The organism is Oceanobacillus senegalensis (genome assembly GCF_900176885.1).
In the GTDB taxonomy this organism is placed as follows: Bacteria; Bacillota; Bacilli; order Bacillales; family Amphibacillaceae; genus Oceanobacillus; species Oceanobacillus senegalensis.
The window spans coordinates 868,809-891,801 of record NZ_LT839648.1; the positions used below are offsets into that span (position 1 = coordinate 868,809).

25 protein-coding genes and 1 riboswitch are annotated in these 22,993 nt (G+C 36.0%); of the genes, 21 read left to right on the forward strand and 4 right to left on the reverse strand.

The annotated features are described in order from the left end of the window. Positions 1-331 precede the first annotated feature (331 nt). The 4 genes from CAO17_RS04055 to CAO17_RS04070 all read left to right on the forward strand — a co-directional run bounded on the left by CAO17_RS04055 (position 332) and on the right by CAO17_RS04070 (position 2,758). On the forward strand, positions 332-604 hold the full coding sequence (locus CAO17_RS04055; protein ID WP_085991551.1) for a hypothetical protein: 273 nt from the start codon (positions 332-334) through the stop codon (positions 602-604). Positions 605-768: 164 nt separating this feature from the next. Then, positions 769-1,035: a YppG family protein gene (locus CAO17_RS04060; protein ID WP_085991553.1), complete on the forward strand. Its 267-nt coding sequence runs from the start codon at positions 769-771 to the stop codon at positions 1,033-1,035. A gap of 31 nt (positions 1,036-1,066) precedes the next feature. Next, positions 1,067-1,783: a class I SAM-dependent methyltransferase gene (locus CAO17_RS04065; protein ID WP_085991554.1), complete on the forward strand. Its 717-nt coding sequence runs from the start codon at positions 1,067-1,069 to the stop codon at positions 1,781-1,783. Between the two features lie 285 nt (positions 1,784-2,068). Continuing rightward, on the forward strand, positions 2,069-2,758 hold the full coding sequence (locus CAO17_RS04070) for a YqjF family protein (protein WP_281252957.1): 690 nt from the start codon (positions 2,069-2,071) through the stop codon (positions 2,756-2,758). Positions 2,759-2,828: 70 nt separating this feature from the next. On the opposite strand, the gene CAO17_RS04075 is transcribed toward CAO17_RS04070, so the two are convergent. Further along, positions 2,829-4,409 carry a peptide chain release factor 3 gene (locus tag CAO17_RS04075; RefSeq protein ID WP_085991558.1) on the reverse strand — a complete coding sequence of 527 codons (1,581 nt, stop codon included), beginning with the start codon at positions 4,407-4,409 and terminating at the stop codon, positions 2,829-2,831. Positions 4,410-4,757: 348 nt separating this feature from the next. On the opposite strand from CAO17_RS04075, the gene CAO17_RS04080 reads away from it, so the two are divergent. Continuing rightward, positions 4,758-5,360, forward strand: coding sequence for an O-acetyl-ADP-ribose deacetylase (locus tag CAO17_RS04080; RefSeq protein ID WP_085991560.1), 603 nt, complete (start codon positions 4,758-4,760; stop codon positions 5,358-5,360). Between the two features lie 114 nt (positions 5,361-5,474). Here the strand turns inward: CAO17_RS04080 and CAO17_RS04085 are convergent, their stop codons facing one another. Then, a complete protein-coding gene (locus CAO17_RS04085; protein WP_179152012.1) occupies positions 5,475-6,020 on the reverse strand; it encodes a transcription repressor NadR in 546 nt (181 codons plus the stop codon). Positions 6,021-6,433: 413 nt separating this feature from the next. Between CAO17_RS04085 and nadC the strand changes: the two genes are divergently transcribed. From nadC to CAO17_RS04105, 4 genes are all read left to right on the forward strand, one after another. Then, a complete protein-coding gene (gene nadC / locus CAO17_RS04090; RefSeq protein WP_085991564.1) occupies positions 6,434-7,321 on the forward strand; it encodes a carboxylating nicotinate-nucleotide diphosphorylase in 888 nt (295 codons plus the stop codon). Continuing rightward, the gene (locus tag CAO17_RS04095; RefSeq protein ID WP_085991567.1) at positions 7,303-8,322 is read left to right on the forward strand and encodes a TAXI family TRAP transporter solute-binding subunit; all 1,020 of its coding nucleotides are present in this window, start codon (positions 7,303-7,305) and stop codon (positions 8,320-8,322) included. Before nadC ends, CAO17_RS04095 begins: the two co-directional genes overlap by 19 nt. Before the next feature lie 53 nt (positions 8,323-8,375). After that, positions 8,376-10,349, forward strand: coding sequence for a TRAP transporter permease (locus CAO17_RS04100; protein ID WP_085991569.1), 1,974 nt, complete (start codon positions 8,376-8,378; stop codon positions 10,347-10,349). A 123-nt stretch (positions 10,350-10,472) separates the two neighbouring features. Then, positions 10,473-10,817: a biotin/lipoyl attachment domain-containing protein gene (locus CAO17_RS04105; protein ID WP_245831913.1), complete on the forward strand. Its 345-nt coding sequence runs from the start codon at positions 10,473-10,475 to the stop codon at positions 10,815-10,817. A 117-nt stretch (positions 10,818-10,934) separates the two neighbouring features. On the opposite strand, the gene CAO17_RS04110 is transcribed toward CAO17_RS04105, so the two are convergent. Both CAO17_RS04110 and CAO17_RS04115 read right to left on the reverse strand, forming a co-directional pair. Further along, the gene (locus CAO17_RS04110) at positions 10,935-12,845 is read right to left on the reverse strand and encodes a vWA domain-containing protein (RefSeq protein ID WP_085991573.1); all 1,911 of its coding nucleotides are present in this window, start codon (positions 12,843-12,845) and stop codon (positions 10,935-10,937) included. A 21-nt stretch (positions 12,846-12,866) separates the two neighbouring features. Continuing rightward, entirely contained in the window at positions 12,867-13,742 is an 876-nt protein-coding gene (locus CAO17_RS04115) for an AAA family ATPase (protein ID WP_085991574.1), read from the reverse strand. A gap of 253 nt (positions 13,743-13,995) precedes the next feature. On the opposite strand from CAO17_RS04115, the gene CAO17_RS04120 reads away from it, so the two are divergent. The 12 genes from CAO17_RS04120 (at position 13,996) to CAO17_RS04175 (ending at position 22,974) form a co-directional block, all read left to right on the forward strand. After that, positions 13,996-14,562 (forward strand): biotin transporter BioY, encoded by a 567-nt coding sequence (locus tag CAO17_RS04120; protein WP_085991575.1) that lies wholly within the window; start codon positions 13,996-13,998, stop codon positions 14,560-14,562. 165 nt (positions 14,563-14,727) lie between these two features. Further along, positions 14,728-15,459: a YkgJ family cysteine cluster protein gene (locus CAO17_RS04125; protein WP_085991576.1), complete on the forward strand. Its 732-nt coding sequence runs from the start codon at positions 14,728-14,730 to the stop codon at positions 15,457-15,459. Positions 15,460-15,733: 274 nt separating this feature from the next. Then, positions 15,734-16,012 (forward strand): YwqI/YxiC family protein, encoded by a 279-nt coding sequence (locus CAO17_RS04130; RefSeq protein WP_085991577.1) that lies wholly within the window; start codon positions 15,734-15,736, stop codon positions 16,010-16,012. Positions 16,013-16,138: 126 nt separating this feature from the next. After that, complete coding sequence (locus CAO17_RS04135) at positions 16,139-16,354, forward strand: gamma-type small acid-soluble spore protein (RefSeq protein WP_085991578.1); 216 nt, start codon at positions 16,139-16,141, stop codon at positions 16,352-16,354. 10 nt (positions 16,355-16,364) lie between these two features. Continuing rightward, positions 16,365-16,679 carry a DUF3892 domain-containing protein gene (locus tag CAO17_RS04140; RefSeq protein ID WP_085991579.1) on the forward strand — a complete coding sequence of 105 codons (315 nt, stop codon included), beginning with the start codon at positions 16,365-16,367 and terminating at the stop codon, positions 16,677-16,679. Between the two features lie 140 nt (positions 16,680-16,819). Continuing rightward, a riboswitch (cobalamin riboswitch) is annotated at positions 16,820-17,011 on the forward strand. 156 nt (positions 17,012-17,167) lie between these two features. Continuing rightward, positions 17,168-18,118 (forward strand): adenosylcobinamide-phosphate synthase CbiB, encoded by a 951-nt coding sequence (cbiB, locus tag CAO17_RS04145; protein WP_342744181.1) that lies wholly within the window; start codon positions 17,168-17,170, stop codon positions 18,116-18,118. After that, positions 18,093-19,178, forward strand: a complete 1,086-nt coding sequence (gene cobD, locus CAO17_RS04150; RefSeq protein WP_085991581.1) for a threonine-phosphate decarboxylase CobD — start codon at positions 18,093-18,095, stop codon at positions 19,176-19,178. The genes cbiB and cobD overlap by 26 nt, the downstream gene beginning before the upstream one ends. After that, positions 19,148-19,717, forward strand: coding sequence for a bifunctional adenosylcobinamide kinase/adenosylcobinamide-phosphate guanylyltransferase (locus CAO17_RS04155; protein WP_085991582.1), 570 nt, complete (start codon positions 19,148-19,150; stop codon positions 19,715-19,717). Before cobD ends, CAO17_RS04155 begins: the two co-directional genes overlap by 31 nt. Further along, positions 19,717-21,225, forward strand: coding sequence for a cobyric acid synthase (locus CAO17_RS04160; RefSeq protein WP_085991583.1), 1,509 nt, complete (start codon positions 19,717-19,719; stop codon positions 21,223-21,225). The genes CAO17_RS04155 and CAO17_RS04160 overlap by 1 nt, the downstream gene beginning before the upstream one ends. Then, positions 21,222-22,013: an adenosylcobinamide-GDP ribazoletransferase gene (gene cobS / locus CAO17_RS04165; RefSeq protein ID WP_085991584.1), complete on the forward strand. Its 792-nt coding sequence runs from the start codon at positions 21,222-21,224 to the stop codon at positions 22,011-22,013. Before CAO17_RS04160 ends, cobS begins: the two co-directional genes overlap by 4 nt. Next, the gene (locus tag CAO17_RS04170) at positions 21,983-22,597 is read left to right on the forward strand and encodes a histidine phosphatase family protein (protein WP_245831761.1); all 615 of its coding nucleotides are present in this window, start codon (positions 21,983-21,985) and stop codon (positions 22,595-22,597) included. The genes cobS and CAO17_RS04170 overlap by 31 nt, the downstream gene beginning before the upstream one ends. Then, positions 22,549-22,974 carry a bifunctional adenosylcobinamide kinase/adenosylcobinamide-phosphate guanylyltransferase gene (locus CAO17_RS04175; protein WP_085991586.1) on the forward strand — a complete coding sequence of 142 codons (426 nt, stop codon included), beginning with the start codon at positions 22,549-22,551 and terminating at the stop codon, positions 22,972-22,974. The genes CAO17_RS04170 and CAO17_RS04175 overlap by 49 nt, the downstream gene beginning before the upstream one ends. Positions 22,975-22,993: the final 19 nt, after the last annotated feature.

Here is a 22,993-nt window from a genome sequence, read left to right on the forward strand (position 1 = left end):
GGCCTTGCGATTGAATGAAGAAATCGCAAGGTCTTTTTTTGATTTAGGTAAAACAAGATTTTGCATAAAGAAATAATAGAATTTAAACTTATAAATAATATACTTAGAAACATGTGAATTTCTTCTAATTATAAATGAAGAAGGAATTAACACTTTGTACGTATCGATACCTTTGACACATCCCGGATTTTCCGAATGTTCATTTCATTTTCTTCTAACCATCTCATTAATAGTTAATAGCCTTGATACAGGTTGTTTGTTATGTCTATCCCTTACCATCTATAGCATACGAGCATAAGATGGCATAACGGCGGTTGAATATGGAGGTGAGATGATGTCAAGGTATTACTTTGATTTATGTAATCGTTATAGAGGAAGGGCTGTTGAAATAACAACACGAAATGGAAGGAAGCATAGAGGGATAATTCGTAATGTGGATCAACGTAGGGTTTATATCCAGCCTATTGGTAGACCAAGTGGGTTTAGAGGCTTTGGCTATGGGTTTTATGGATCACCATATGGAGGTTTTCGCCCCGGCTTTGGCTTTGGTATTGCATTAGGTGCTATTGGGACCTTAGCATTACTTCCATGGCTATGGATCTAAATGGAAGGGAATCGGCGTAATGTCGATTCCCAATTGAAAGATTAATTTAAAATATGGCTGTAGATGTTAAATGATTTGATATCTCTATGATAGGAACCTTTTCAGAAATAGATAAGATTGAATATTTTATTTATAACTCTTTAGGAAAGTGGAGGTGATAAAGAATGTTTCCTGAACGTCCTAGAAGACCAGCACGCCCTATACGACCAGCACCACCTAGACCCAAGCATGACCCTTTTCAGTTACGCCCCCGTCATAAAAAACAAATGGAACCAAAACAAGGGCAGTTATCAAATGTTAGGCATCTATTAGCGATGTTTCAGACATCAGATGGAAATATAGATATGGAAAAATTAATGGGAACAGCGGGTCAAATAAATGATTTATATAAGCAAGTAAGTCCAATGATTTCAAAATTTATCAAAAAGTAGGTTGTATCCTAATTGAAACAAGGTGATATATTTGAATGACTTGTATTTAGATGCTCTTGCAAAGTTAGGAGTTGGCGGTGCTCATCCAGGTGGTTTAATGCTTACGAAAAAGTTACTTACAAATGAAGAAATGAATGAGAAAACTGTATTCTTAGATGGAGGATGTGGAACCGGGCAAACGGCAGCATATGTCTCACACTATTTTGGTAGCTCCGTAACAGCAATTGATATAAACCAAACAATGGTGGATAAAGCAAAGACAAGGTTTGATGCATGGAATGTACCTGTTCACCTCTTGAAAGGTAGTATAGAGGACTTACCTTTTGAAAAGAATACATTTGACGTCATAACATCAGAATCTGTAATTGCTTTTTCCAATGCAGCTAAATCTGTGAGCGAGTTTCGCCGAGTATTGAAAAATCATGGTGTTTTACTTGCGATAGAAATGGTGTTAGAAAAATCGATGAATGATAACGATGTACGTGCATTGCGTAATTTTTATGGGATTAACCGATTTTGGACATCAAAGGAATGGGTTCAAATGTTTCAAGATGCCGGATTCGCTCAAATTCAGGTCACAAAATATGAACAGCAGTTTGACCCAAATGATGTAGATAACGCAGCTGATTTTACGTTATCCGATCAACTGAATGACCAACTATTTGATGCAATTATCCAACACGAACACTACATGGAAAAATATAAAGACATCCTAGGATTTAGAATTTTTCGCTGTAGTAAAGTTTAGGATACTTCCTATATTATGTATGTCGAATAACGTGAATAATAGGATGTAAAGTTATTTGCTCTGTAGGGATAGTTGCTACAGAGCTAGATTTTGTATTAGATTTAAGTACATGAATAAGATACATATAATTAGGAAACTCTGCTTGAAAAAGCGTTGAATACGTTAATCACGAATCAAGTCGCTATTTTAACACTGAAAAGGAAAGGTACCACAATGATGTTTCATCAAATGTGCTTCGAAAAAATAGTACAAAACCTGGGAAATGACAGGCAACAGCCATGGATTATGACGCAAAGGTGGGAGAATTTGTTATTTGTCCATTGGTCTGTCTCCCCAGAAGTCATGAAAAGTTATCTTCCGACTGGGCTTGAATTAGATACATATGATGGGAAGGCTTGGATTAGCGTCGTTTCTTTTAAAGTAGACAAAGTCCGTTTGCGTTATTTACCAAGAGTGCCATTTGTACGCTCCATGTTTCAAGTAAATGTTAGAACCTATGTAAAGAAGAACGGAGAAAGGGGGGTATATTTTTTTAGTTTGGAAACCAATAAGTTTCTGGCTGTTTTAGGTGCGAGAATGGCAACACTACCCTTTTTTCGTGCAAGTATAATAATGAAGAAATGGAAAAACTTCTTTTATTTGCGAAGCATTCGTAACAGTATGGATCAAAAAAGATACAAAGTTCAGTACAACCCAATTGGTGACAAGAGATTACTAGAAAGAGATGGTTTAGATTTCTGGTTATTAGAACGATATATTTTATGGACCTATAAATCGAATACACTATATCGGGCTGATATCCGTCATAAAAGTTGGAAGGTACGTGATGTACAGGTAAATATAAAACATAATTCCTTGTTATCATTTTTGCCTAATAATGCGATAGAGCATGAATATTATGCGCATTATGCAGAAAGCAAAGAAGCCTTGATTTGGATGATTCATGAGGCTAAAGGGGAAGATGCTGAAAATTAAAGAAGTGGGAGGACCCTAATGAAAGAGTCCTCCCGGTTTACATGTGGATAGAGTAAAAATTTGGTAAATCTTATTGGGAATATTGATTGAATTCAAGTAAATCGATTAGGTCTACTTTTGGGTTGTTTTCTTTGAACCAGTTAAGCGCGAATTGATTTTGGAAAAGAACAAGATAATTATCATCTCGATCTCTGACAAGCAATCTTCGTTCATCAAAAAGAGATTCATTTATGTCCTGTTCAGGGTTTAACCAACGAGGAATCCTTTCTCCAATGCTGTCAAACATTACTTCAACATTGTATTCGTTTTCCATACGGTATTTAAAGACATCGTATTGTAGTTCACCTACTGCACCAAGAATATAGGATTCTGATCGTTTATCTTTAAATAATTGAATCGCACCCTCTTGAACGAGTTGTTCGATTCCTTTTTTAAACTGTTTTGATTTCATTACATTTTTCGCTGTAACTTTTCTAAATATTTCAGGTGGGAATTGTGGAAGTTCATTATATTCAAACTGTGCCTTTCCTTCTATTAAAGTATCCCCAATTTGGTAGGCGTTAGGATCATAAATTCCAATGATGTCCCCAGCAAAGGCTTCCTCTACAGTTTCTCTTGTCGAGGCAATGATTTGCTGAGATTGGGCAAGTTTTAGTGCCTTTCCAGTTCTAGATAGTTTTACGTTCATGCCACGCTCAAATTTACCTGAACAAACTCTTAGAAATGCAACACGATCACGATGGGCTGGGTTCATATTTGCCTGTATTTTGAAAATAAACCCGGAAAAATCCTCGTTAGCCGGATGAACGAGTCCTTCTGTTGTTTTTCTTGGTTTCGGAGTAGGTGCCATGGAAATAAACGTGTCAAAAAATATATCAACCCCAAAAGGAGCTAATGCACTACCGAAAAATACAGGTGTTTGCTCCCCTTCAAGGATAGCGTCTATTGAAAAACTATTTCCTGCCTCATCTAATAATGCAACCTCATCTTGTGCGGCTTCAAAAGTTGTCTGTCCTGTCAAACTTTCATCTTTTTCTAGCTCGTCATATGAAATATATGTCTCTTCTTCATTGCCGTTATACTTAACAAATTGTTTTTTGTGACGATCAAAGATACCTAGGAAACGTTTGCCCATTCCGGCTGGCCAGTTCATTGGATATGTCTCAATATCAAGAACCTCTTCAATTTCCTCTAACAAATCAAATGGCTCTTTTCCTTCACGGTCTAGTTTATTTATAAAGGTAAAAATAGGAATTCCTCTCATCCGACACACTTTGAATAACTTAATTGTCTGTGCTTCAATTCCCTTTGTAGCATCAATAATCATCACGACACTATCGACAGCAGTTAATGTACGATAAGTATCTTCACTGAAGTCTTCGTGTCCAGGTGTATCGAGAATATTTACTTGGAAATTGTTATATTCAAAATTCATCACACTAGATGTAACGGATATTCCACGTTGTTTTTCAATTTCCATCCAGTCAGATGTAGCAAACTTACCTGATTTCTTTCCTTTAACTGTCCCTGCAGAACGAATGAGGTTACCTACGAGGAGTAATCTTTCCGTTAAAGTAGTTTTACCTGCATCCGGGTGGGAAATGATGGCAAATGTTTTTCTTTTATTTACTTCTTCTTTAATAGTTGTCATAAAAAGTCCCTTTCTTGATTAGTATAGTTTAACTAGTATATTTAGGGATTTTAATATAAAGTAAAAGCTTCTTTTTTCTAGCTTAAACATTATTCCTAACCCATTTATAAGTTTTATAAGTCACTATTTTTCATAGGATAGTGTTTTGATATTATACAATATACTATAATACCATAAAAAAATAGCATAAAAATAGTATGGAAAACTTTATCAAGTTCCAGATAATTTCACCTAAATATTAAGGATAGTTGTTATTTCATTAAGAAAATTATGTTATAATTAGATTTTGTAAAGTCTTTGTAAATTTACGGGCGTTAAGGTTAATAATTTGAGGAGGGACTAGCAAGCATGAAAATAGAGATTAACGGAAATTCTCTAGAACTGATGATAGGAGATATAACAAAACAATCAACAGAAGCCATAGTTAATGCAGCAAATGGTACGCTCATGGGTGGTGGTGGTGTTGATGGCGCGATTCATCAGGCTGCTGGTAGTGATTTAGTAGAAGAATGCAAAAAAATTCGTAAGGAGGATTTGGATGGCAACTATCTACGTACAGGTAAAGCTGTAATCACTAGCGGATATGAACTTCCTGCAAAATTTGTTATTCATACAGTTGGACCGATTTGGGATGGGAATAATTTAGTAGCAAAAGAACGGTTGAGACATTCATACCAAAATTCTTTACAGCTAGCAAAAGAAAACGGTATTACGAGTATTTCATTTCCCTCCGTTTCAACAGGTGTCTACAGATATCCAGTCCAATTAGCATCTGTTGTTGCTATGAAGGCTATTCTGGACTTTCTTCAAGATAATTCATTTGGACAAGTCGTGATGACATTGTTTTCTAAGAAGGATTTAGAGGCCTATGAAGGTGCTCTCAAACAAGTATTAACTAATTTCGAATGTGTAATATTAGAAAATAAAAGCGCAAGCGCCCTAACAGGATAAAAAAACAATTGCACATCTCGATGGACGAATTGTGGTTACGAATGAAATAATGCTTAAAATTTTATATTTTCATACAGACTTAAAAATCCCTTGGCTATCAAGGGATTTTTATATTTACCGGGATACTAATATTCCCGCGGTTTCCAGATCGTTACACACTGCTTCTAATTTATCCTCTGTATCTGCTTCAAGTGTATGTAAATGGACACCATTTGTTAACACGGATAAATACGAGGCACTGGCATCTTCAATTTTTTTAACGAATTGGTTTGCTTCCTTACGATTACTAACATGTATGGTAGCTGTGATATCTCCATACACGGGATGTTCTACAATAACATTTTTTAAGGACACACCATGGTCCGTAATCAAATGTAGTTCTTCGGCAGTTCGTTCAGGAGGATGGTTACAAACAATGACTTTTTTGTGTGCTTTATTTTCCTCTACTTTATTTAAGTAAATATAACCTTGGCTTGTGGCGACAATTGGTTTTCCTTTTGCTTTAAGAAGGGATATATCTTGAACGATAACCTGTCTACTAACATTTGTTTTTTGTGAAAATTCATTCCCGGTGATTGGCTTTGTTGTTTCCTTCAACAATCGGGTAATAAGTGCCTGCCGCTCCTTGGAAGACATTTTTTCCTGTTTGCTCATCTTTATATAATCCACCTTCTTCAAATTCATTTTTTATCAAGTTTTATCAACGTTTTACTAGAATAATTTTACTTCCCATTATTCCCTAATATTAGAGGATAAGAATTAAATTTCTTCAAAAAAATTAATAAAATTCTCTTGCCATAATATTAATATTGTGTAAATATAGATGTCAAGACAGGTGAATAGACTTACAAAATAACCAACATAAGAACGATCAGGGAGGGGCATCAAGAATGGAAGAAAAATAGTATAATTCCCTCTATTTATATAAGGGAACAATACGTATTGTTTTGAATGTGATATTTTTCACATAAGGAACTCAATAATCGTACAAATCTAGTAAAAGGATATATGTTAATTATTATGTGAAGTGATTAACAAAAGATGTCTAATTAGCATGCAAGGGGGATAATATAATGAATCAATTAAAATTACGTACACTTTTACAATCATTTTTATTAGAAGATATAGGAGATAACGATATTACCAGTCGCTCTATATTTCCACCAGATCAGGTTGGTAGAGGAGTTTTTATAGCAAAAGAAGATGGGGTTATATCTGGCATGGAAGTCATTAAGGAAACCTATCATTTATTGGATTCCCAAATTGAAGTTGTGAATCATTTTACAGATGGGGATAAGGTATTAAAAGGTCAGAAAATTGCTGAAGTGTATGGACCGATTGTTCATTTATTAACAGGGGAAAGAGTCATTTTAAATGTTATACAAAGAATGAGCGGTATCGCGACAATGACGAACCGTTGTATAGAAGAATTGGATGATCCTTCTATACAACTCTGTGATACAAGAAAAACAGCTCCAGGCTTACGTATGTTTGATAAATATGCTGTTGTGTGTGGCGGTGGTAAAAATCACCGACAAGGATTAAATGATGGTGTCATGATTAAGGATAACCATATATCATTCTGTGGTTCGATTTCAAAAGCCATACAAACAGCCCGGGAAAAAATTGGACACATGGTTAAAATTGAAGTGGAGACAGAGACGAAAGAAGAAGTACTCGAGGCAGTAGAAGCTTCAGCGGATGTCATTATGTTTGATAATCGTTCACCAGAAGAAGTAAAGGATTTTTCTCAGCATGTTCCAGATTCGATCGTAACGGAGGCTTCAGGGGGAATTAATTTAGATAATCTAGCAAGCTATCGTGGTTGTGGAGTTGACTATATTTCACTAGGATTTTTAACTCATTCTGTTAGAGCATTGGATATTAGTCTACAAGTGAACGAGGGAAATAAAAAGGTTTTGAATTTGGAGGACAATCAGATATGCTACGCTACCAATTAAAAGTAAGTACTCTCCTTATTCTTGGACTTTTACTACTAGTAGCATGTGATGGAGGTTCCATAGACAAAGGGGCAAGTACTTCAGAAACAGAGGGCTTAACGAACCTAACGATTATGGGAGGACGAACCGGTGGTGCTTGGTCTGTATTTTCGGAAGGAATTGCGGAATCCATACGAGGAGAAAATGAGGGTTCCGTTATTACAGTAGAGCCAGGGGGGATTGTTGAAAATCCAGCTACCGTTGGCACAAATAAAGTTTCTTATGGATTATCGTATGGAATGACTGCCTATGCTGCATATAGCGGAGACGAACCATATAATCAGACATATGCTGATATACGAGCCGTAAGTGTTGTCATTCCCGCTAATTATTATCAATTTGTTGTAAGGTCTGACTTTAAGTATGATTCGCTTGTTGCGATTATAGAAAACCAGGCGCCCATTCGTTTGGCTGTCGACCAAAAAGGTTCAGCAGGAGAAATTATAACCCGACAAATTTTGAATGAATATGGGGTTTCATATGATGATATCATTTCTTGGGGAGGTTCGGTTGATTATTTGAGCGGGGCCAAATCATTTGAACTGATGGCAGATAAACGAATTGATGCAACTGGAGATGCTGTTTCTATTCCATCAAGCGATATTATTGAAGCATCAACTACAAATGATTTGAAACTTTTTGGATTGAATAAGGAAGTTATTCAACATATATCTGAAAAATTAGGAATGGAAGCTGGGACTATTGAGGCTGGTAGTTATGAATTTTTACGAGAAGATATCGCGACGGTAAATACTCCAGCTATCTTAATGGTAAATAAGCATGTACCAGAAGAAGAGGTTTATCAAGTAACCAAAGCAATTTATGAAAACTTGGATTACTTAAGTAATGTACATGAGGAATTTAAAAATCTAACGGAAAAAAATATGATGAATGTCGGCAGTGTACCATTACATCCTGGAGCAGTTAAGTTTTTTAAGGAAATGGGATTAATGGGGAAGTGATGAATAATTGAATATCAACATAAACATCATTTTCCCTGAAAGGAGTTCTTCAAATGGGCGTTAAAAAAGTGTTAAGAGGTTGGTTTCAGGAAGGGTATCGACGCCCTTTATCAGGTTCCCATTTATTATTCGGTGTAATTATTGCTTTTTCTTTATCGATTTTTCAAATTTGGTCTACTATTTTTAGTAAACTAGATCCTATGAATCAAATGGCCATTCATTTATCATTTATATTAGGTTTAACCTTTTTATTTTATGGTTTTTCCAAAAAAACGAAGGAGGAGGGCTCCCTTGCACCTAGTATATTAGATTATGCCTTTGTCATATTGGCTTTAGGGACAGGAGTTTACTTTACTATTCATGCTGAACGAATAGCAATAAGAATCCCAATTATGGAACCATTGACAGGATTAGATATCTTTTTTGGATCCATATTTGTTGTTTTATCTATAGAAGCAGCTCGACGAACAATTGGTCTGCCAATTGTCTTTATAGTATTTATCTTTTTTGGTTATACCTTATGGGGGCATTATTTACCAGGGTTATGGGGGCATCGTCCATTTACCATAATTGAATTTTTGGATGAGTTGGCTTTTAGTTTTAATGGATTATGGGGATCACCCATTTCAGTTGCCGCATCCATTGTATTTATGTATATGTTGTTTGGATCTTTTTTGCAAAAGGCCGGCGCTGGTGAATTCTTTTTCAAGTTGGCTACTGCAATTGCAGGAAGAACAAGAGGTGGGGCAGCAAAGGTAGCAATACTAGCGAGTGCTTTCTTCGGTTCCATATCTGGGAGCCCTACAGCAAATGTTGTAACAACAGGATCATTTACAATCCCTGTGAGTAAGAAAACTGGCTATAAACCTTCCTTTGCAGCAGCTGTTGAGGCGGCCGCTTCAACAGGTGGAAGTATTCTACCACCAATAATGGGATCCTCTGCCTTTTTAATGGCAGCTGTAACACAAATACCATATGGAACGATTGTTATTGCAGCATTAATTCCCGGAATCTTGTATTATATTTCATTACTAACAATGGTTCATTTAGAGGCATTGCGATTAAATTTGCCGCGTTCTGCTAAAGAAGATATACCAAAAATCACCACTTGCTTAAAAGAAGGCTGGTATTATTTTATTCCATTAGTTGTCCTAGTTTATTTCCTTATCGAAGGCTACAGTGCATCAAGGACAGGTTTTTATGGAATCTTAACAATAATCGCTGTTAGCTGGTTTCGAAAACAAACAAGAATGGAAATCCGTTCCATTTTTAACGCGCTCGTAGATGGGGCAAAAGCTTCTATCCCCGTCACAACTGCTTGTGCGGCTGCTGGTTTAGTTATCGCTGGAATGATGACGACAGGACTTGGTGGGAAGCTAACAAGCATTGTCCTCGGATTGACAGAAGGTTTGTTATTCCCAACTTTAATTTTCGTAATGTTCATATGCATTATTCTTGGAATGGGAATGCCTGTTGCAGCAGCATATATCCTAACGGCAATGTTAGCTGCACCAGCATTAATTGAATTAGGTGTACCATCTATATCCGCACACCTATTTATCGTATATTTTTCCATTTTTTCAGCGATTACTCCACCAGTTGCTGTGGCAGCATTCGCAGCAGCTGGGATTGCAGACGCAAATCCAAATCGTGTAGGCTTTGAGTCTCTTCGGTTAGGTTTAGTTGGATTTATTGTTCCTTATATGTTTGTATTAGAGCCATCATTACTCATGAACGGCTCCATTATGGAAATAGTCGTATCGTTTGGTACAGCTATAATCGGTGTCCTCGCATTGGCAACCGGTGTCATTGGTTGGATGATTACAAAAACCAATGTTTTGGAGCGAGTTATATTAATGAGCGGTGGATTGTTGAGTCTTTATCCTGGTCTATTATCAGATAGTATTGGGGTAGTAGGGATTATCCTTGTATTTGTTTTACAAAAAAGACGGAGGGGACTAGAAACATTCCAAAAGGAACAAGAAGTACAGGTGAATAAAAGTCAATCCATAAGCGTAGAAAGTTAGGCGTAAGAAGGAATTCCACGTATCAAAACGATAAAATTCAAAGATGCCATCTCGAAAATCATTAACATAGGACTGGTTCATTTGATATATACATGTATCAGATGGGAGGGTACGAATGTGTTAATGAGTAATGGGAAGATTACAAATGAAGGGCTATGGTTGGAGAAGAAGGGGAAGATTTATAAAATAGGCTTAAGGAGAGAATTAATTCAATCAATTGGGGCCATTACTTACCTTGATATCCTTTATGATGCGAAGTTTCATAACGAGGAACCACTTCTTCATATTGAATCATTAAAAGCAGCATATGAAATATCCATTCCAATCCCTGGAGAAATATTGGCATTAAACAAAGAAGCTCTAGATAATCCAGATATTCTAAATGAATTTACTTGGCTTTTAGAATTAACAAGTACAGTGGAATCGCATGAATATTATGACGATAAACCTGCAATGGTAACAGAATAAAAACTAAATTCTTTCTTTCGACAAGAATTATAAACATATTTATGCAATAAACAACATTTGTAGGAAATAGACCTTACAAAATGAACAATATTCGAGAAGTGCCAAGCACTTCTCGGATTAAATTGTTTTTAGGAGTAGTTTCTTTAATAGGGGGGCAAATTGTTCAGGTAGTTCTGCTACACTCGGGATCATTAAGCGTTCTTTTCCATAAATATTTTTCATGGTGAGGTCCTCTTGTTCTTCAATTTTCTCATCCGAAAGAAACATCCCAATTACTTCGATTCCTTTTTTTCGTGCTTCTGATACAGCTAAATGTGTATCAACAATCCCATTTTGGTCATATCCAGAGGCGGCAGGCTCACCGTCTGAAAATACCAATAAGAATTTGTCCTTCTCACGTCTTGCTTCTAGCTCTTTCGTTATAACTCGAATACTAAATCCATCTCGATTGTCTTCCTCTGGTTCAAGCTGCATAATTTTTGCCCCGTTATTTTGGTAGAAAGAATTATTAAAGGAATGGATGATATGAAAGTAATTGGGTTGATAATTTTCACTTACTTCCATTGCATCTTCCCAAAAACCAATAATAGAATGTGGAATATGAAATTGCTTTAAAACTTCATGAAAGAGGACAATTCCTCTTTTTGTTTCTTCCATTTTTCCATGCATGGATGCAGAGCAATCCACAAGCAAAGTAAAAGCTGCATCAAATTCCTTCGATTCTTGATTTTTCTTGTAAAAGACCCGTGGATTTTCATCCAATACGATTGGTAGTAATTTTCTAGATAGCCGCCCAAAATGAAGGTCTTTTCTTGGTGCATTCTTTTTATGTTCAATCGTCTTCTTAATCGTATTAGCAAGCTTCCGTTTGTATGGTTCAATATCAAGAAGAAAATCACGATAATTTTGTATATCTTCATGAGATGGAGACTTAGCCTCTTTAAGAAGTTTCACAGCATCTTTATTTTCTTCACCGAACTCATACTCAATGCTTTTTCCTTGGGTAGCTTCTTGCTTGTCCAACGATTCTAATTCAGAGAAGTCATTGTTTTTGCTCTTGCCAGATGCACCTTGGATGGTTCCCATAGCTTGATCAGCATCCTCGGTTTCCCTTGCACCACCACCCATGATGTTGGTCTTCGTCCCGACTTCTAATTCGAACTGCAGAAATGTTTGTTTTCTATCACTGTTTTGATTTTCTCGGTGCCAACTAGAAAAACGTTCGTCAATGTATTCATTATTATCCTCATCGACTTCTTCTTTATCATCATTCTTAAGCTCATCCGTTCGTGTTAACTCATCAAACAACGTGTTTTCTTTCATATCCTCTATATGGCCAATTGGGAAAATAAAATATTCATAAATCGTATCCTTATAACTGTCATCTAATCGAAAAACAATTTGTTCACAAATGTTTGCAATATCTCTAGTTGTCTTTGCTTCAAAAACGGTATATAAAAGCGGTTTTAGGTTGTCTAGCCTATTTAGTTGAATCTCATTGGCCCTTGGAAAGACGGGGTCTGGAGTATCTGCTTGTATTAATAAGTACATAAGACAGAATAGTTCATCCAATGCAAGACCTCTTGTTACATGGGAATGTAGTTCATTCATAAACTTATGTTTTAAATATTGTCTTCGAATGTTAAAGACTTTGATCGTTCCTGGACGATCTTTTTTGATTTTTTCTTCCAGCCTGATATCCTCTAATAAAGCAAATAATTGAGATGAAAACTTAGGTAAACTAGAATCATGTGTTTCTTTGAGGTATTTCTTCATGGATGTAATATTGGAATAACGAAATGTTCCTATCGTACGCAAAAATACATCGGATTTCAATCCAGCCTTTCTAAATGATTCCTTCGCTGTATCCCACATGCGGCTTGCAGTAACTTTCTCATCAATGATGTCAATATACGCCCCAAAACTGTACTCAAATGCCATATTTTGATTAGCAGAAAGGACAGTTGTTAAATCCTGTAGTTGCATAAATAGGTCCGTATCTACCTTTCGATCATGAAAACGATACATTTTCTATACTCATACTCCTATCTAAAAAAGTGTTTCTGTGAGATTCATCACAAATTCACGTTCTCTTTCTTCATCTAGCTTATCAATGATTGCACGTTGGATGGCACGAACTGGCGGAATGAGTGCACTTAAGTCACAAGCATCTAAAAGTGCACGAACAGAGGCTGCATCCTCCGATATTTTTCCCTGATATGCCCCTTCAATAAGGTCACTTGATAAGCGAACAAATAAATCTATAATTGTTTCATTTGTGAGGTTAGTATTTGTTTGAATAAGTTTTTTTAATTGTTCCCCTTCAATATATGGGACCTCAATAACTATAAAACGGTTCTTTAAAGCTTCATTCAGAGGGACGGTTCCGATGTAGCCCTCATTGATAGCTGCAATTACACCGAAGCCTGCTTTTGCTGTAATCATTTCGTTTGTAAATGGATTTGTTATGGTTCTTCGATAATCTAATACTCCATTAATTAGTGGCAATGTCTCAGGCTTTGCCATATTTATTTCATCTATATATAGAAAGGTTCCATGTTTCATTGAATTAATTACAGGACCTGGAACAAATTCGATTACTTGTTTATCTTCTTCATAAGAAAGGGTTTTAAACCCGAGTAGACTCTCCGCATCTAAATCCACAGAACAATTAACACTGAACATTGGCTGGCGAAATAAGTTAGATAGTGTTTCAGCAAACTTGGTTTTTCCTGCTCCAGTCGGGCCTTTTAGTAGAACGTTTTTCCCCATACTAAGTGCAGTAATCGCATCAACCAGCAGATCAATATGTGGTGGCATGTATCCACCATCACGTACTAATTCGTGAAAGCTGCTGTTATCTTCCTTTTGATGTTCATTCAATAGCTTCGAAATTGATTCAGGTAATTGATAATTTGTCGTCATAAACAAACTCCTTTCCCCAATATTGTAAGGCTTTTAAATGAACCTGTCACCTCCCGAGATTTGCTAATTTTTGTCGGATTTGTGAAGGTAGATTGAAATGATGATAATTCCCCACATTGAACTCCTATATGGGTATAATTTTCCTTTTTATTGTTAACTTTAAAATAATCCGGTTGACAATAAATGTAACTTTAATCTATAATCAAAACAACAAGAAAATGATCGATGTTTTTTAGAAGGGATGGGGAAAATAATGAATGAAAAAAGCAAAAGGTTGAGGGTATTGCTCAATTGCTCGATTTTTGCAGCAATTACAGCCATTTTAGCGCAGGTTGAAATTCCACTTCCGCTTATTCCTATCAGTGGACAAACGCTTGCTGTTGGAATAGCCGCTACGATATTAGGTAGCCGACAAGGTGCACTTGCAATGGTTTGTTATATGGCGATTGGAGCGGTAGGTATTCCGGTATTTGCAGGCTTTAGTGGGGGACTGCAGGTAATTGTTGGACCATCTGGAGGTTACATATATGGTTTTATTGTAGCTGCCTTCTTTATTGGTTTGATTTTAGAAAAAACAAGGTTCACCATGCCTATAGCGTTGTTTGCTAATGTGATTGGGATGTTTATTACGTTATTTTTCGGAACATTACATTTAAAATTCGTACTAGATTTAAGCTGGAATGCAGCTCTTGTAGCAGGAGTCTATCCATTTCTTGTAGTTGGCTTTATTAAAGCTTTTCTTGCAAGCTGGATAGGGATCACTGTAAGACAACGTTTGATATCAGCAAATCTTCTTATAAAACGGGGAGAAGCAGCTTAAAATAATTGTAATGGTGTATAAAAAGGTTAGTTACTATATTCAGTAACTGACCTTTTTATATGTGGTGGATAAATTATCTAGTTTACTTTTCTGAAATTATCGTTAACAATAGGTATATGTTTACTATCTATAAGGTTAACAACCTCTATAAGGAGTATTAATTAGATGAGTCAATTTTTAACATTAGAAGAAGTCCAACAAAAATGTCATCAACTATCGGATGTTTACGTAATTGATGAAAACAAGTTTTATATGATTGTGGAAAAGTGGGCAGATCAAACTTCATCTACAGAAGAAAAGGTATTAGCTAGTTTTACTGAATTGCTACAGGCTGTTAGTGATGAGATTAGTAGTATGGAAGAAAAAGTACAAATGGAATCAACCTGTCGTTTAGGCTGTGCTTTTTGTTGTTATTTTCCAATCATCATTAATGAAATGGAAGCTAAAATAATGAAAAAAGCAATAGAGCAATTTCCTGAGCAAAGAAAAAATAAGATAAATGTTCATTTAAGAAGTTATTATGAGAAACATGGAGAAAAGTTAAAGAAGATTACGTCTTTGGATTTTGAAGAGGATGAGGAATTTAAAAAGAAGTATCGTAAAAGTTTTATTCCGTGTCCATTATTAGATATAAAGACTAACCAATGTATGGCATATGAAATTAGGCCAATTCCATGTCGTACATATGTAAATTATACAGATCCAGCTGTTTGTGAACAAAATTTAATGCCAAAGGAAACCGTTAGTTTTGAATTTCTATATGAGCAATATATGGGAGCGTTAAATGAATTTATGCAGTTTTTATATGAGGAAGACGACACAGCCTATATTCGTTATCCAGACGACTTATTTACCCATGACTATATTGCAAACTGGATGCTCTCCTTTCGAGCATAATTTCTAAATCACTTTTATACCTTGTAACTTCAAGATATAGAGGTGGTTTTTTTATTGTAGTTAGTACCATCTAAGTCTTTTAACCTGTAACTTTTGACTTAATTTGGTAATTTTTATTTTAAAAAATAGTCCTATTCTATCTTAAAAACGGTCATAAAATACCATACAATTAGATATAATTGGTAAAGGAACGTGGTACTTTGTATTAGAATTTTCTTTGGAAATCGGTCTGAGTGATTTATATACGCGTAGAAGAAGGGAGTTTGCTGATTAAATGAATGAAATAAAACTCGAACAAAGCTCAGTGGAAAAGGCACTAACTGACTTAAAACAAGCAATACAATCATTAGATCCTAGCTTCCATAAAGAATTTAAAGGGAATAATGTTTTAGATATGATGGATAAATTAAATGAAATTAATCTCTTGTTAGAAGAATTCCTAATTCAGTACCAAGAATTATTAAATCAAAATCAAGAAGGAACAAAACAATCGATTGAAACACTTAAACAAACTGATCAGGAACTAGGAACAAATATACGGGTAATGAGATAAATGAAGCCTCTTAAGAATAAATCTGTCTTAAGAGGTTATTTTTATGCAAAAAATATTCAAACCTCTCGACTTTGAGTAAAAACAACTATTTTGTATAAAATAAAATAGCATAATGGAGGTGCTACAATGGACCAAAATAATCAACAAGATTCCGGGAATTTTACGGTTGCTGGAACTGATATTGATGAAGTCAAAAAATTAAATGCCAATTCAGGTATGTCCTATAACGAAGTCAAGGAATGGCTTGCTAAAACTGGAGGAAAAAATACAAGCGTGTATAGTGATACAGATACCGAAACGGTTAAAATTGAAAATCAACGTAGGCTCAAAAAGAAAGAATAGGAGGATTAAAATGCCTGGAAAGGATTTTGAACAAATATACAACGAATATAAAGCACAAAGTAACCTGGAGCAAGAGCAACCATCACGGGTAAAGGATGTTGTAGGAAAAGAAGCGATTATAGCCGTACGAAAAAATGATTCAGGAGATATGATAGCATTTAAAACCGACGCAGGACGGGAACTTGACTATCTGACTGCATTAGAAGAAGCAAAGGCCGGAAACCTTGCACATGTTGATGTATTTCATAAATATGGAAGAGATATTATTAGGAGTGAACCAGACGGTATAAAAGAAAATAATTTGGATAACCTACCTTCGTTTTGATTCTAAATGTGCTTAGAAGATCTGACCAACAATTGGATAGGTCTTCTAAGCGCTACCATGTAAAAAGTTGTTGTTTTTTCGATATATTCCAAAGTCCTTGTCTTTTTTTAGCTTATTATATAAAATGAAGTAATAGCATAGTAATACATATGAAATAAGGTGTCTAGTTTTATAAAGACTATTGACTTAAAAGGGAAGTTGGTGAAATTCCGACGCGGTCCCGCCACTGTAAATGGTAGTTTACTACAAATACCACTGTACTTTATTGTATGGGAAGGTGTAGTGATGTATAAGCCATGAGCCAGGAGACCTGCCTTATTTGTTGCACCAATACCTACGAGGATAGGGAGTGTGTAGTATTCATAGATTCGATGTGCATTCATGTGTCATATATCTAGTATACTAGCATCTCTACTTTTCATTTAAGTAGGGATGCTTCTTTTTATTCAAAAATTTAAACGAGGGAATGCGGTAAGATGGTATATCATTTGATAGCTATCCTGGTAGCGGTGTGCTTAGATTGGATGATAGGGGACCCCCCTTCATGGCCACATCCTGTTAGATGGATTGGAAGCGGGATATCAGCATTAGAAAAACAACTCAATACAGAGAAGGCACGTAAATGTAAGGGGATTTTAATGATTCTAATTCTAACTAGTATAGCTTTTTTAATTACGTTTATCCTCATAACGGTTCTTTACTATATACACCCTATTATTGGAGTGCTGGGAGAAGGAGTCGTTATTGCTACAACGATTGCTCAAAAAGGATTAATAAAAGCTGGATTGGATGTCTACAATCCGTTAAAAAGTGGCCAATTACTAGAAGCAAGGGAGCAGCTATCTTATGTTGTCGGCAGGGACACAGAACATTTGGACGAAAAAGAAATTGTAAGGGGGGCGGTTGAAACCGTTGCAGAAAATGTTAGTGATGGAGTGACGGCACCTTTATTTTGGGCATTTATTGGCGGAGCGCCATTTGCAATGGTTTACCGAACCATTAATACATGTGATTCGATGGTAGGGTATACGAATGAAAACTATAAGGAATTTGGATGGGCATCAGCTAAACTAGACGATATCGTCAATTGGCTACCAAGCCGCATAACCGCGCTCCTCCTTATCATTGCCAATAAGCCTGTCCATATGAAAAGAAATGTAGCTTTTAAAATTTTATTTCGTGATGCTAAGAAACATCCAAGCCCAAATAGCGGTTGGTTAGAGGCCGCACTAGCATCTATATTAGGCGTGGAGCTTGGTGGAATCAACTATTACAAGGGTATTCTTTCACGAAGAGCAAAAATGGGAGATGCTATTGTAGCTTTAGACAAGAGTCATATTATCCTAACGAACCGGATTCTATCAAGAACAACGATATTATTTCTATTAGCTATTGGAATAGGAGGGATACTTATTGAACTGGCCAGAGCATGGTTCTAATCCACAATATACTTTTAAGAAAATGGGATTTCCGATGCCAGATAACTATATTGATTTTAGTGCAAATATTAACCCTATGGGACCTCCAAAGAAGTTAAAACAGCAATGGGGGGCATTTATTGAAAAAATAGCTGAATATCCTGATCCGTATGCTTACACTCTAAAGAAAAAAATTGCACAGAAGGCTAATGTAGAATCTTCATCTATTTTAATTGGAAACGGAGCATCGGAAATTATCCATATGATTGGTCAAATGCTTGCTTTTAAAAAGGTATTAATTATAGAACCATCCTTCTCGGAGTATGAAAAAGCTTGTCGCGTCAATGGTTGCCAAATTGAATATTTTTATTTGAAAGAACCAACCTGGGAAATAGAATGGAGAGATCTAATTAATAAATTATCGGTGGTAGATGCTGTATTTCTATGTAATCCAAATAATCCAACGGGCATACAGTATTCTTATTCAACCACTATTCGGTTACTTGAGGAATGTAAAAAAAGAGATGTGCTCTTCATTATCGATGAAGCATTTTATGATTTCTCTACAAACTATGAATCAATAACATCACTTGTAAAGGAATCAAATCAAATAGTTCTTCTCCGTTCTTTGACAAAAATATATTCCATACCTGGCCTAAGACTTGGGTATTTAATTGCTCATCCGTCTATTATTGAGAAGCTTTCACCGTATCAGCCCCAATGGAGTATTAACTCTGTTGCGATGCAGGCAGGGGAAGTTTGTTTGGAAGAAGATAGCTTTATTCATAAGACGGTTGGTTTTATTAAGGAAGAGCGTGCTAGGCTTTTTTCATTTTTTGATAGAGAAGGATTTAATGTATCCGCTTCAAGTGTAAATTTCTATTTACTTCAGGATCCATCAAAAGAAGCACTAGCACTTTTTGCATATTTATTAAAAAGGGGTTTGGTTCCAAGACATACTTATAATTTTCCAGGTCTTGATGGAAAATGGTTACGATTCGCGATTAAAAGTACAGAAGAAAATAGTCGTTTGATGGAGGTGTTATCTGAATGGAAAAGACTTCCATGCTCACCTTTATAACCGGTGGGGTTCGAAGCGGAAAAAGTAGTATTGCTGAAAAGTTAGCAATCAAAGCGGCTTCGGAGATAGACGGTCAGCTTCATTACGTAGCAACAAGTAAATTAACAGACAAAGAAATGGCAGATCGAATCAAACGGCATCAAAAGGATAGAAAATGCAGTAGCTATCCATGGAATACATGGGAAAAGGAAAGTAATCTTGAGGTTTTATCAACTTCCTTTACGAAAAACGACATTGTTTTATTGGATTGTATGACTACATGGTTATCTAATGAGTTATTTTCTGAACATGAGATGTGGAAGAAGCGTGAGTCAGAAGTCGTTCATCACATGATAAAGGCAGTACATCACATTTCAGAAAGCTGTCATCACTTAATCATTGTTAGCAATGAAGTATTTTTTGAACCTGTATATGAAAATGAACTTGTATTTACTTACTGTCGACTGCTTGGCAAGCTTCATCAAGAAATTGTTAGAATAGCAAATCAAGCGTACCTTGTGGAATTTGGACTACCAATAACAATGAAAGGAGGAAAATGATGAAAGGGATAATGATTCAAGGTACAGGTTCGGATGTAGGGAAAAGTTTAATTGCCACAGCATTTTGCCGTTTGTTTGCGAACGAAGGATTAAAGGTGACCCCATTTAAATCCCAAAATATGTCTAATAATTCCTACGTGACAGTAGATGGGAAGGAAATTGGACGGGCCCAAGGGGTTCAGGCGGAGGCAGCAGGCATGGAGGCAAATGTGTGGATGAACCCCATATTATTAAAGCCACGTTCAGATATTCAGTCAGAAGTGGTTCTGCTAGGAGAAGCAGTTGAAACGTTTTCTGGTAAGGATTATCGAGAGAGGTTTTATGACAAAGGATTAGAAGTCATACGAACATCCCTCCATTACATAAAAGAAAATTTTGATGTCGTTGTAATTGAAGGTGCGGGAAGTCCAGTAGAAATTAATTTAAATGACAGAGAACTTGTGAATATGAAAGTAGCAGAATTAGCGGATGTTCCAGTTGTATTGGTCGCAGATATAGAACGTGGTGGAGTGTTTGCTAGTATTATCGGCACATTGGAGCTTTTAGCTATGGAAGAAAGAAATCGAATAAAGGGTCTAATTATAAATAAATTTCGCGGTGATATTCAATTGTTTCAGGATGGAGTAAATTGGCTGGAAGAAAATACAGGGATTCCAGTCTTTGGAGTACTTCCGCATATCGACAATCATCAAATTGATGAGGAGGATTCCTTATCACTCCAAGCAGAACCGTATCAAAGAGGTAACAGAGAAATTGATATAGCGGTAATTCATTTCCCTTATATTTCGAATTATAGTGATGTCGAGCCATTTTTTTATGAAGAAGATGTAGCTGTGCGATTTGTTAAAGACCCGTCCGAGTTTGGTAAACCAGATGCGGTAATCCTTCCTGACACGAAAAGCACGATACAAGATTTACAAATGATAAAAAATAATGGATTCGAAAAATTGCTCGTTAAATATGTACAGGATGGAGGCTTTATTTTTGGGATTAGTGGGGGTTACCAAATGATGGGAACTGAAATTACTGATGAGTTTGGAGGAGATACGGGAATAATTGGTTGTAATATTAAAGGTCTAAATCTAATCCCAGCAAGAACTTTTTTTCGCGATGCTACAGAAACAGTTCGTTCGAATGGACATTATCATCTGAGGACAAGCCTAAAGGGAAATACAACCATTACAGGATATGAAATTCACTTAGGTAGGACGGAAGTAAATGCGGAATATAAATCCTTTTTGATGCTAGATGATGGTAAAAGTGAAGGGTACTATGGAGAAAATGGCAGAGTGATTGGGACATACGTTCATCATCTGTTCCATAGTGATGAGTGGAGAAATCAATGGCTGAATCATATTAGGAATAATAAATCCTTACCAAGTAAATCAGTAGTTAACACAGAAGAATTGAAAAAAGAAAGATATGACAGGCTGGCAAATAATATGAAAGAGCACTTGGATTGGGAAAAAATCAAAGATATGGTGAATAGTTGGGAAAGTGAAAAATGAAGTTTCTCAAAGGTTTTTTAATTAATGTTCAGTTTTTTACTTCGATACCTATTCGTCTATCACTACCCATGGATAAAGTGCATATAGAAAAAAGCATTCTAAGCTTCCCATTATTTGGGCTATTTCAGGGAATATTATATAGTTTATTATTTTATGCTCTATATGAATGGACTCCTTTTTCAATGGCAGCTGTTGCATTTTTAGTTTGGTTATGGATGATTATTTTGACTGGTGGAATCCATTTGGATGGTTGGATGGACACGAATGATGCATTTTTCTCCTTCCAGGAACAAGATAAAAGATTGGAAATTATGAAGGACCCACGAATGGGGGCTTTTGGGGTAATATCTATCATAATTCTATTAAGCTCGCGTTTATTCTTTTTATATGAGATTACCACTTTTATATGTTCACTGTCCTATTTTCTGATCCTATTTATTCCCTTTTTAAGTAAAAACGTGATGGGGATTGTTTTGTTGACCATTCCAACTGCTAAGGAAGAAGGAATGGCAGCCTTTTTTAAGAATGCTGCGAGACCAAAAATATTATGGATCTATCCCATTTATATCATTATATTGATAGGTGTAATGGGGAGTATAAATGGAAATTTAATTTATATACTTCTTATGCTAGCCATAACAGCAATGGGATGTTATTTATTTATACGTTGTAAGGTCATTAAATGGTTTGGAGGAGTTACTGGTGATGTACTTGGTGCTACGGTGGAAGGGACGGAACTTATTCTATGGATGATGGTTTGGCTATTACATTATTTCGTCATGGTATAACAATGGGGAATAAAATGAAGCAATATTTGGGATGGAATGATTCCCCATTAAGTGAGGAGGCTATTCAAGAGTTGTTAGCCTACTCCTTAGACCAAAAACCATATGATTTATTTCTAAGTAGTGATTTACAACGCTGCTTAACTACTTTTTCCCTGCTATTTCCTGAAGAGCATCCAATAACTCTTACGGAATTGAGAGAGATGGATTTTGGAATTTTTGCAGGAAAAACGTATGAGGAATTAAAGGAAAGTAAAGCTTACCAGAGTTGGTTGAATCAAATAAAACAAGTGAAACCTCCTGGAGGTGAATCCTATGCGTTATTTACAACTAGGGTTCAAAAAGGCTGGGATAAAGTGAGAGATATTATCATAGATAATGGAGCAACAAACCCATTTATTGTGACACATGGAGGGGTAATTCGCTACCTGTTGTCTCGGTATGGACCAGTAGAAAAAAGTTTTTGGGAGTGGAATATTCCGCATGGGACAGGGATTGTATTACTGTTTAATCAAGACCAATTAAGGAGGGGAGAGCGATGCACTTTGTTACGGGAGGTGCTTTTAACGGAAAACGAGGATGGGTAAAAAAATATTATCCATCGTATGATTGGATTTCCTTATATGATGGGGATGATTTAAGAAATGATTTTTCACATATGAATAGTTCCATCCTTGTAATAGAAGGGATTGAAACGTGGTTTAAAAAATTGTGTTACGAAATGGATGTAACAGAAGCTATTTGTGAATGGAGAACCATGTTGGAAAAATGGGAGGAATGGGAATGTAAAGATCCCAACCGGCAAGTTATTATTATTGGTACAGATATTACAAAAGGTATTGTTCCGATAGAAAAGATAGATAGAAATTGGCGGGATTTAACAGGATGGGCTTACCAAGATTTAACGCATAAAAGTAACCGGGTTGATATCATCTGGTATGGATTATGTCATAGGATGAAGTAATATAGTGGAAGGGGGAGTT

Excerpts from the sequence above, each read along its gene's own strand:
- CAO17_RS04110 (WP_085991573.1), bottom strand. The coding sequence starts at position 12,845 with ATGTATCGTTTTCATGATCGAAAGGTAGATACGGACCTATTTATGCAA.
- CAO17_RS04080 (WP_085991560.1), top strand. The coding sequence starts at position 4,758 with ATGAAAATAGAGATTAACGGAAATTCTCTAGAACTGATGATAGGAGAT.
- CAO17_RS04070 (WP_281252957.1), top strand. The coding sequence starts at position 2,069 with ATGACGCAAAGGTGGGAGAATTTGTTATTTGTCCATTGGTCTGTCTCC.
- CAO17_RS04105 (WP_245831913.1), top strand. The coding sequence starts at position 10,473 with ATGAGTAATGGGAAGATTACAAATGAAGGGCTATGGTTGGAGAAGAAG.
- cobS (WP_085991584.1), top strand. The coding sequence starts at position 21,222 with ATGAAGTTTCTCAAAGGTTTTTTAATTAATGTTCAGTTTTTTACTTCG.
- nadC (WP_085991564.1), top strand. The coding sequence starts at position 6,434 with ATGAATCAATTAAAATTACGTACACTTTTACAATCATTTTTATTAGAA.
- CAO17_RS04135 (WP_085991578.1), top strand. The coding sequence starts at position 16,139 with ATGGACCAAAATAATCAACAAGATTCCGGGAATTTTACGGTTGCTGGA.
- CAO17_RS04140 (WP_085991579.1), top strand. The coding sequence starts at position 16,365 with ATGCCTGGAAAGGATTTTGAACAAATATACAACGAATATAAAGCACAA.
- CAO17_RS04130 (WP_085991577.1), top strand. The coding sequence starts at position 15,734 with ATGAATGAAATAAAACTCGAACAAAGCTCAGTGGAAAAGGCACTAACT.
- CAO17_RS04175 (WP_085991586.1), top strand. The coding sequence starts at position 22,549 with ATGCACTTTGTTACGGGAGGTGCTTTTAACGGAAAACGAGGATGGGTA.
- CAO17_RS04125 (WP_085991576.1), top strand. The coding sequence starts at position 14,728 with ATGAGTCAATTTTTAACATTAGAAGAAGTCCAACAAAAATGTCATCAA.
- CAO17_RS04100 (WP_085991569.1), top strand. The coding sequence starts at position 8,376 with ATGGGCGTTAAAAAAGTGTTAAGAGGTTGGTTTCAGGAAGGGTATCGA.
- CAO17_RS04115 (WP_085991574.1), bottom strand. The coding sequence starts at position 13,742 with ATGACGACAAATTATCAATTACCTGAATCAATTTCGAAGCTATTGAAT.
- CAO17_RS04160 (WP_085991583.1), top strand. The coding sequence starts at position 19,717 with ATGAAAGGGATAATGATTCAAGGTACAGGTTCGGATGTAGGGAAAAGT.
- CAO17_RS04075 (WP_085991558.1), bottom strand. The coding sequence starts at position 4,409 with ATGACAACTATTAAAGAAGAAGTAAATAAAAGAAAAACATTTGCCATC.
- CAO17_RS04120 (WP_085991575.1), top strand. The coding sequence starts at position 13,996 with ATGAATGAAAAAAGCAAAAGGTTGAGGGTATTGCTCAATTGCTCGATT.
- CAO17_RS04155 (WP_085991582.1), top strand. The coding sequence starts at position 19,148 with ATGGAAAAGACTTCCATGCTCACCTTTATAACCGGTGGGGTTCGAAGC.
- CAO17_RS04055 (WP_085991551.1), top strand. The coding sequence starts at position 332 with ATGATGTCAAGGTATTACTTTGATTTATGTAATCGTTATAGAGGAAGG.
- CAO17_RS04095 (WP_085991567.1), top strand. The coding sequence starts at position 7,303 with ATGCTACGCTACCAATTAAAAGTAAGTACTCTCCTTATTCTTGGACTT.
- CAO17_RS04060 (WP_085991553.1), top strand. The coding sequence starts at position 769 with ATGTTTCCTGAACGTCCTAGAAGACCAGCACGCCCTATACGACCAGCA.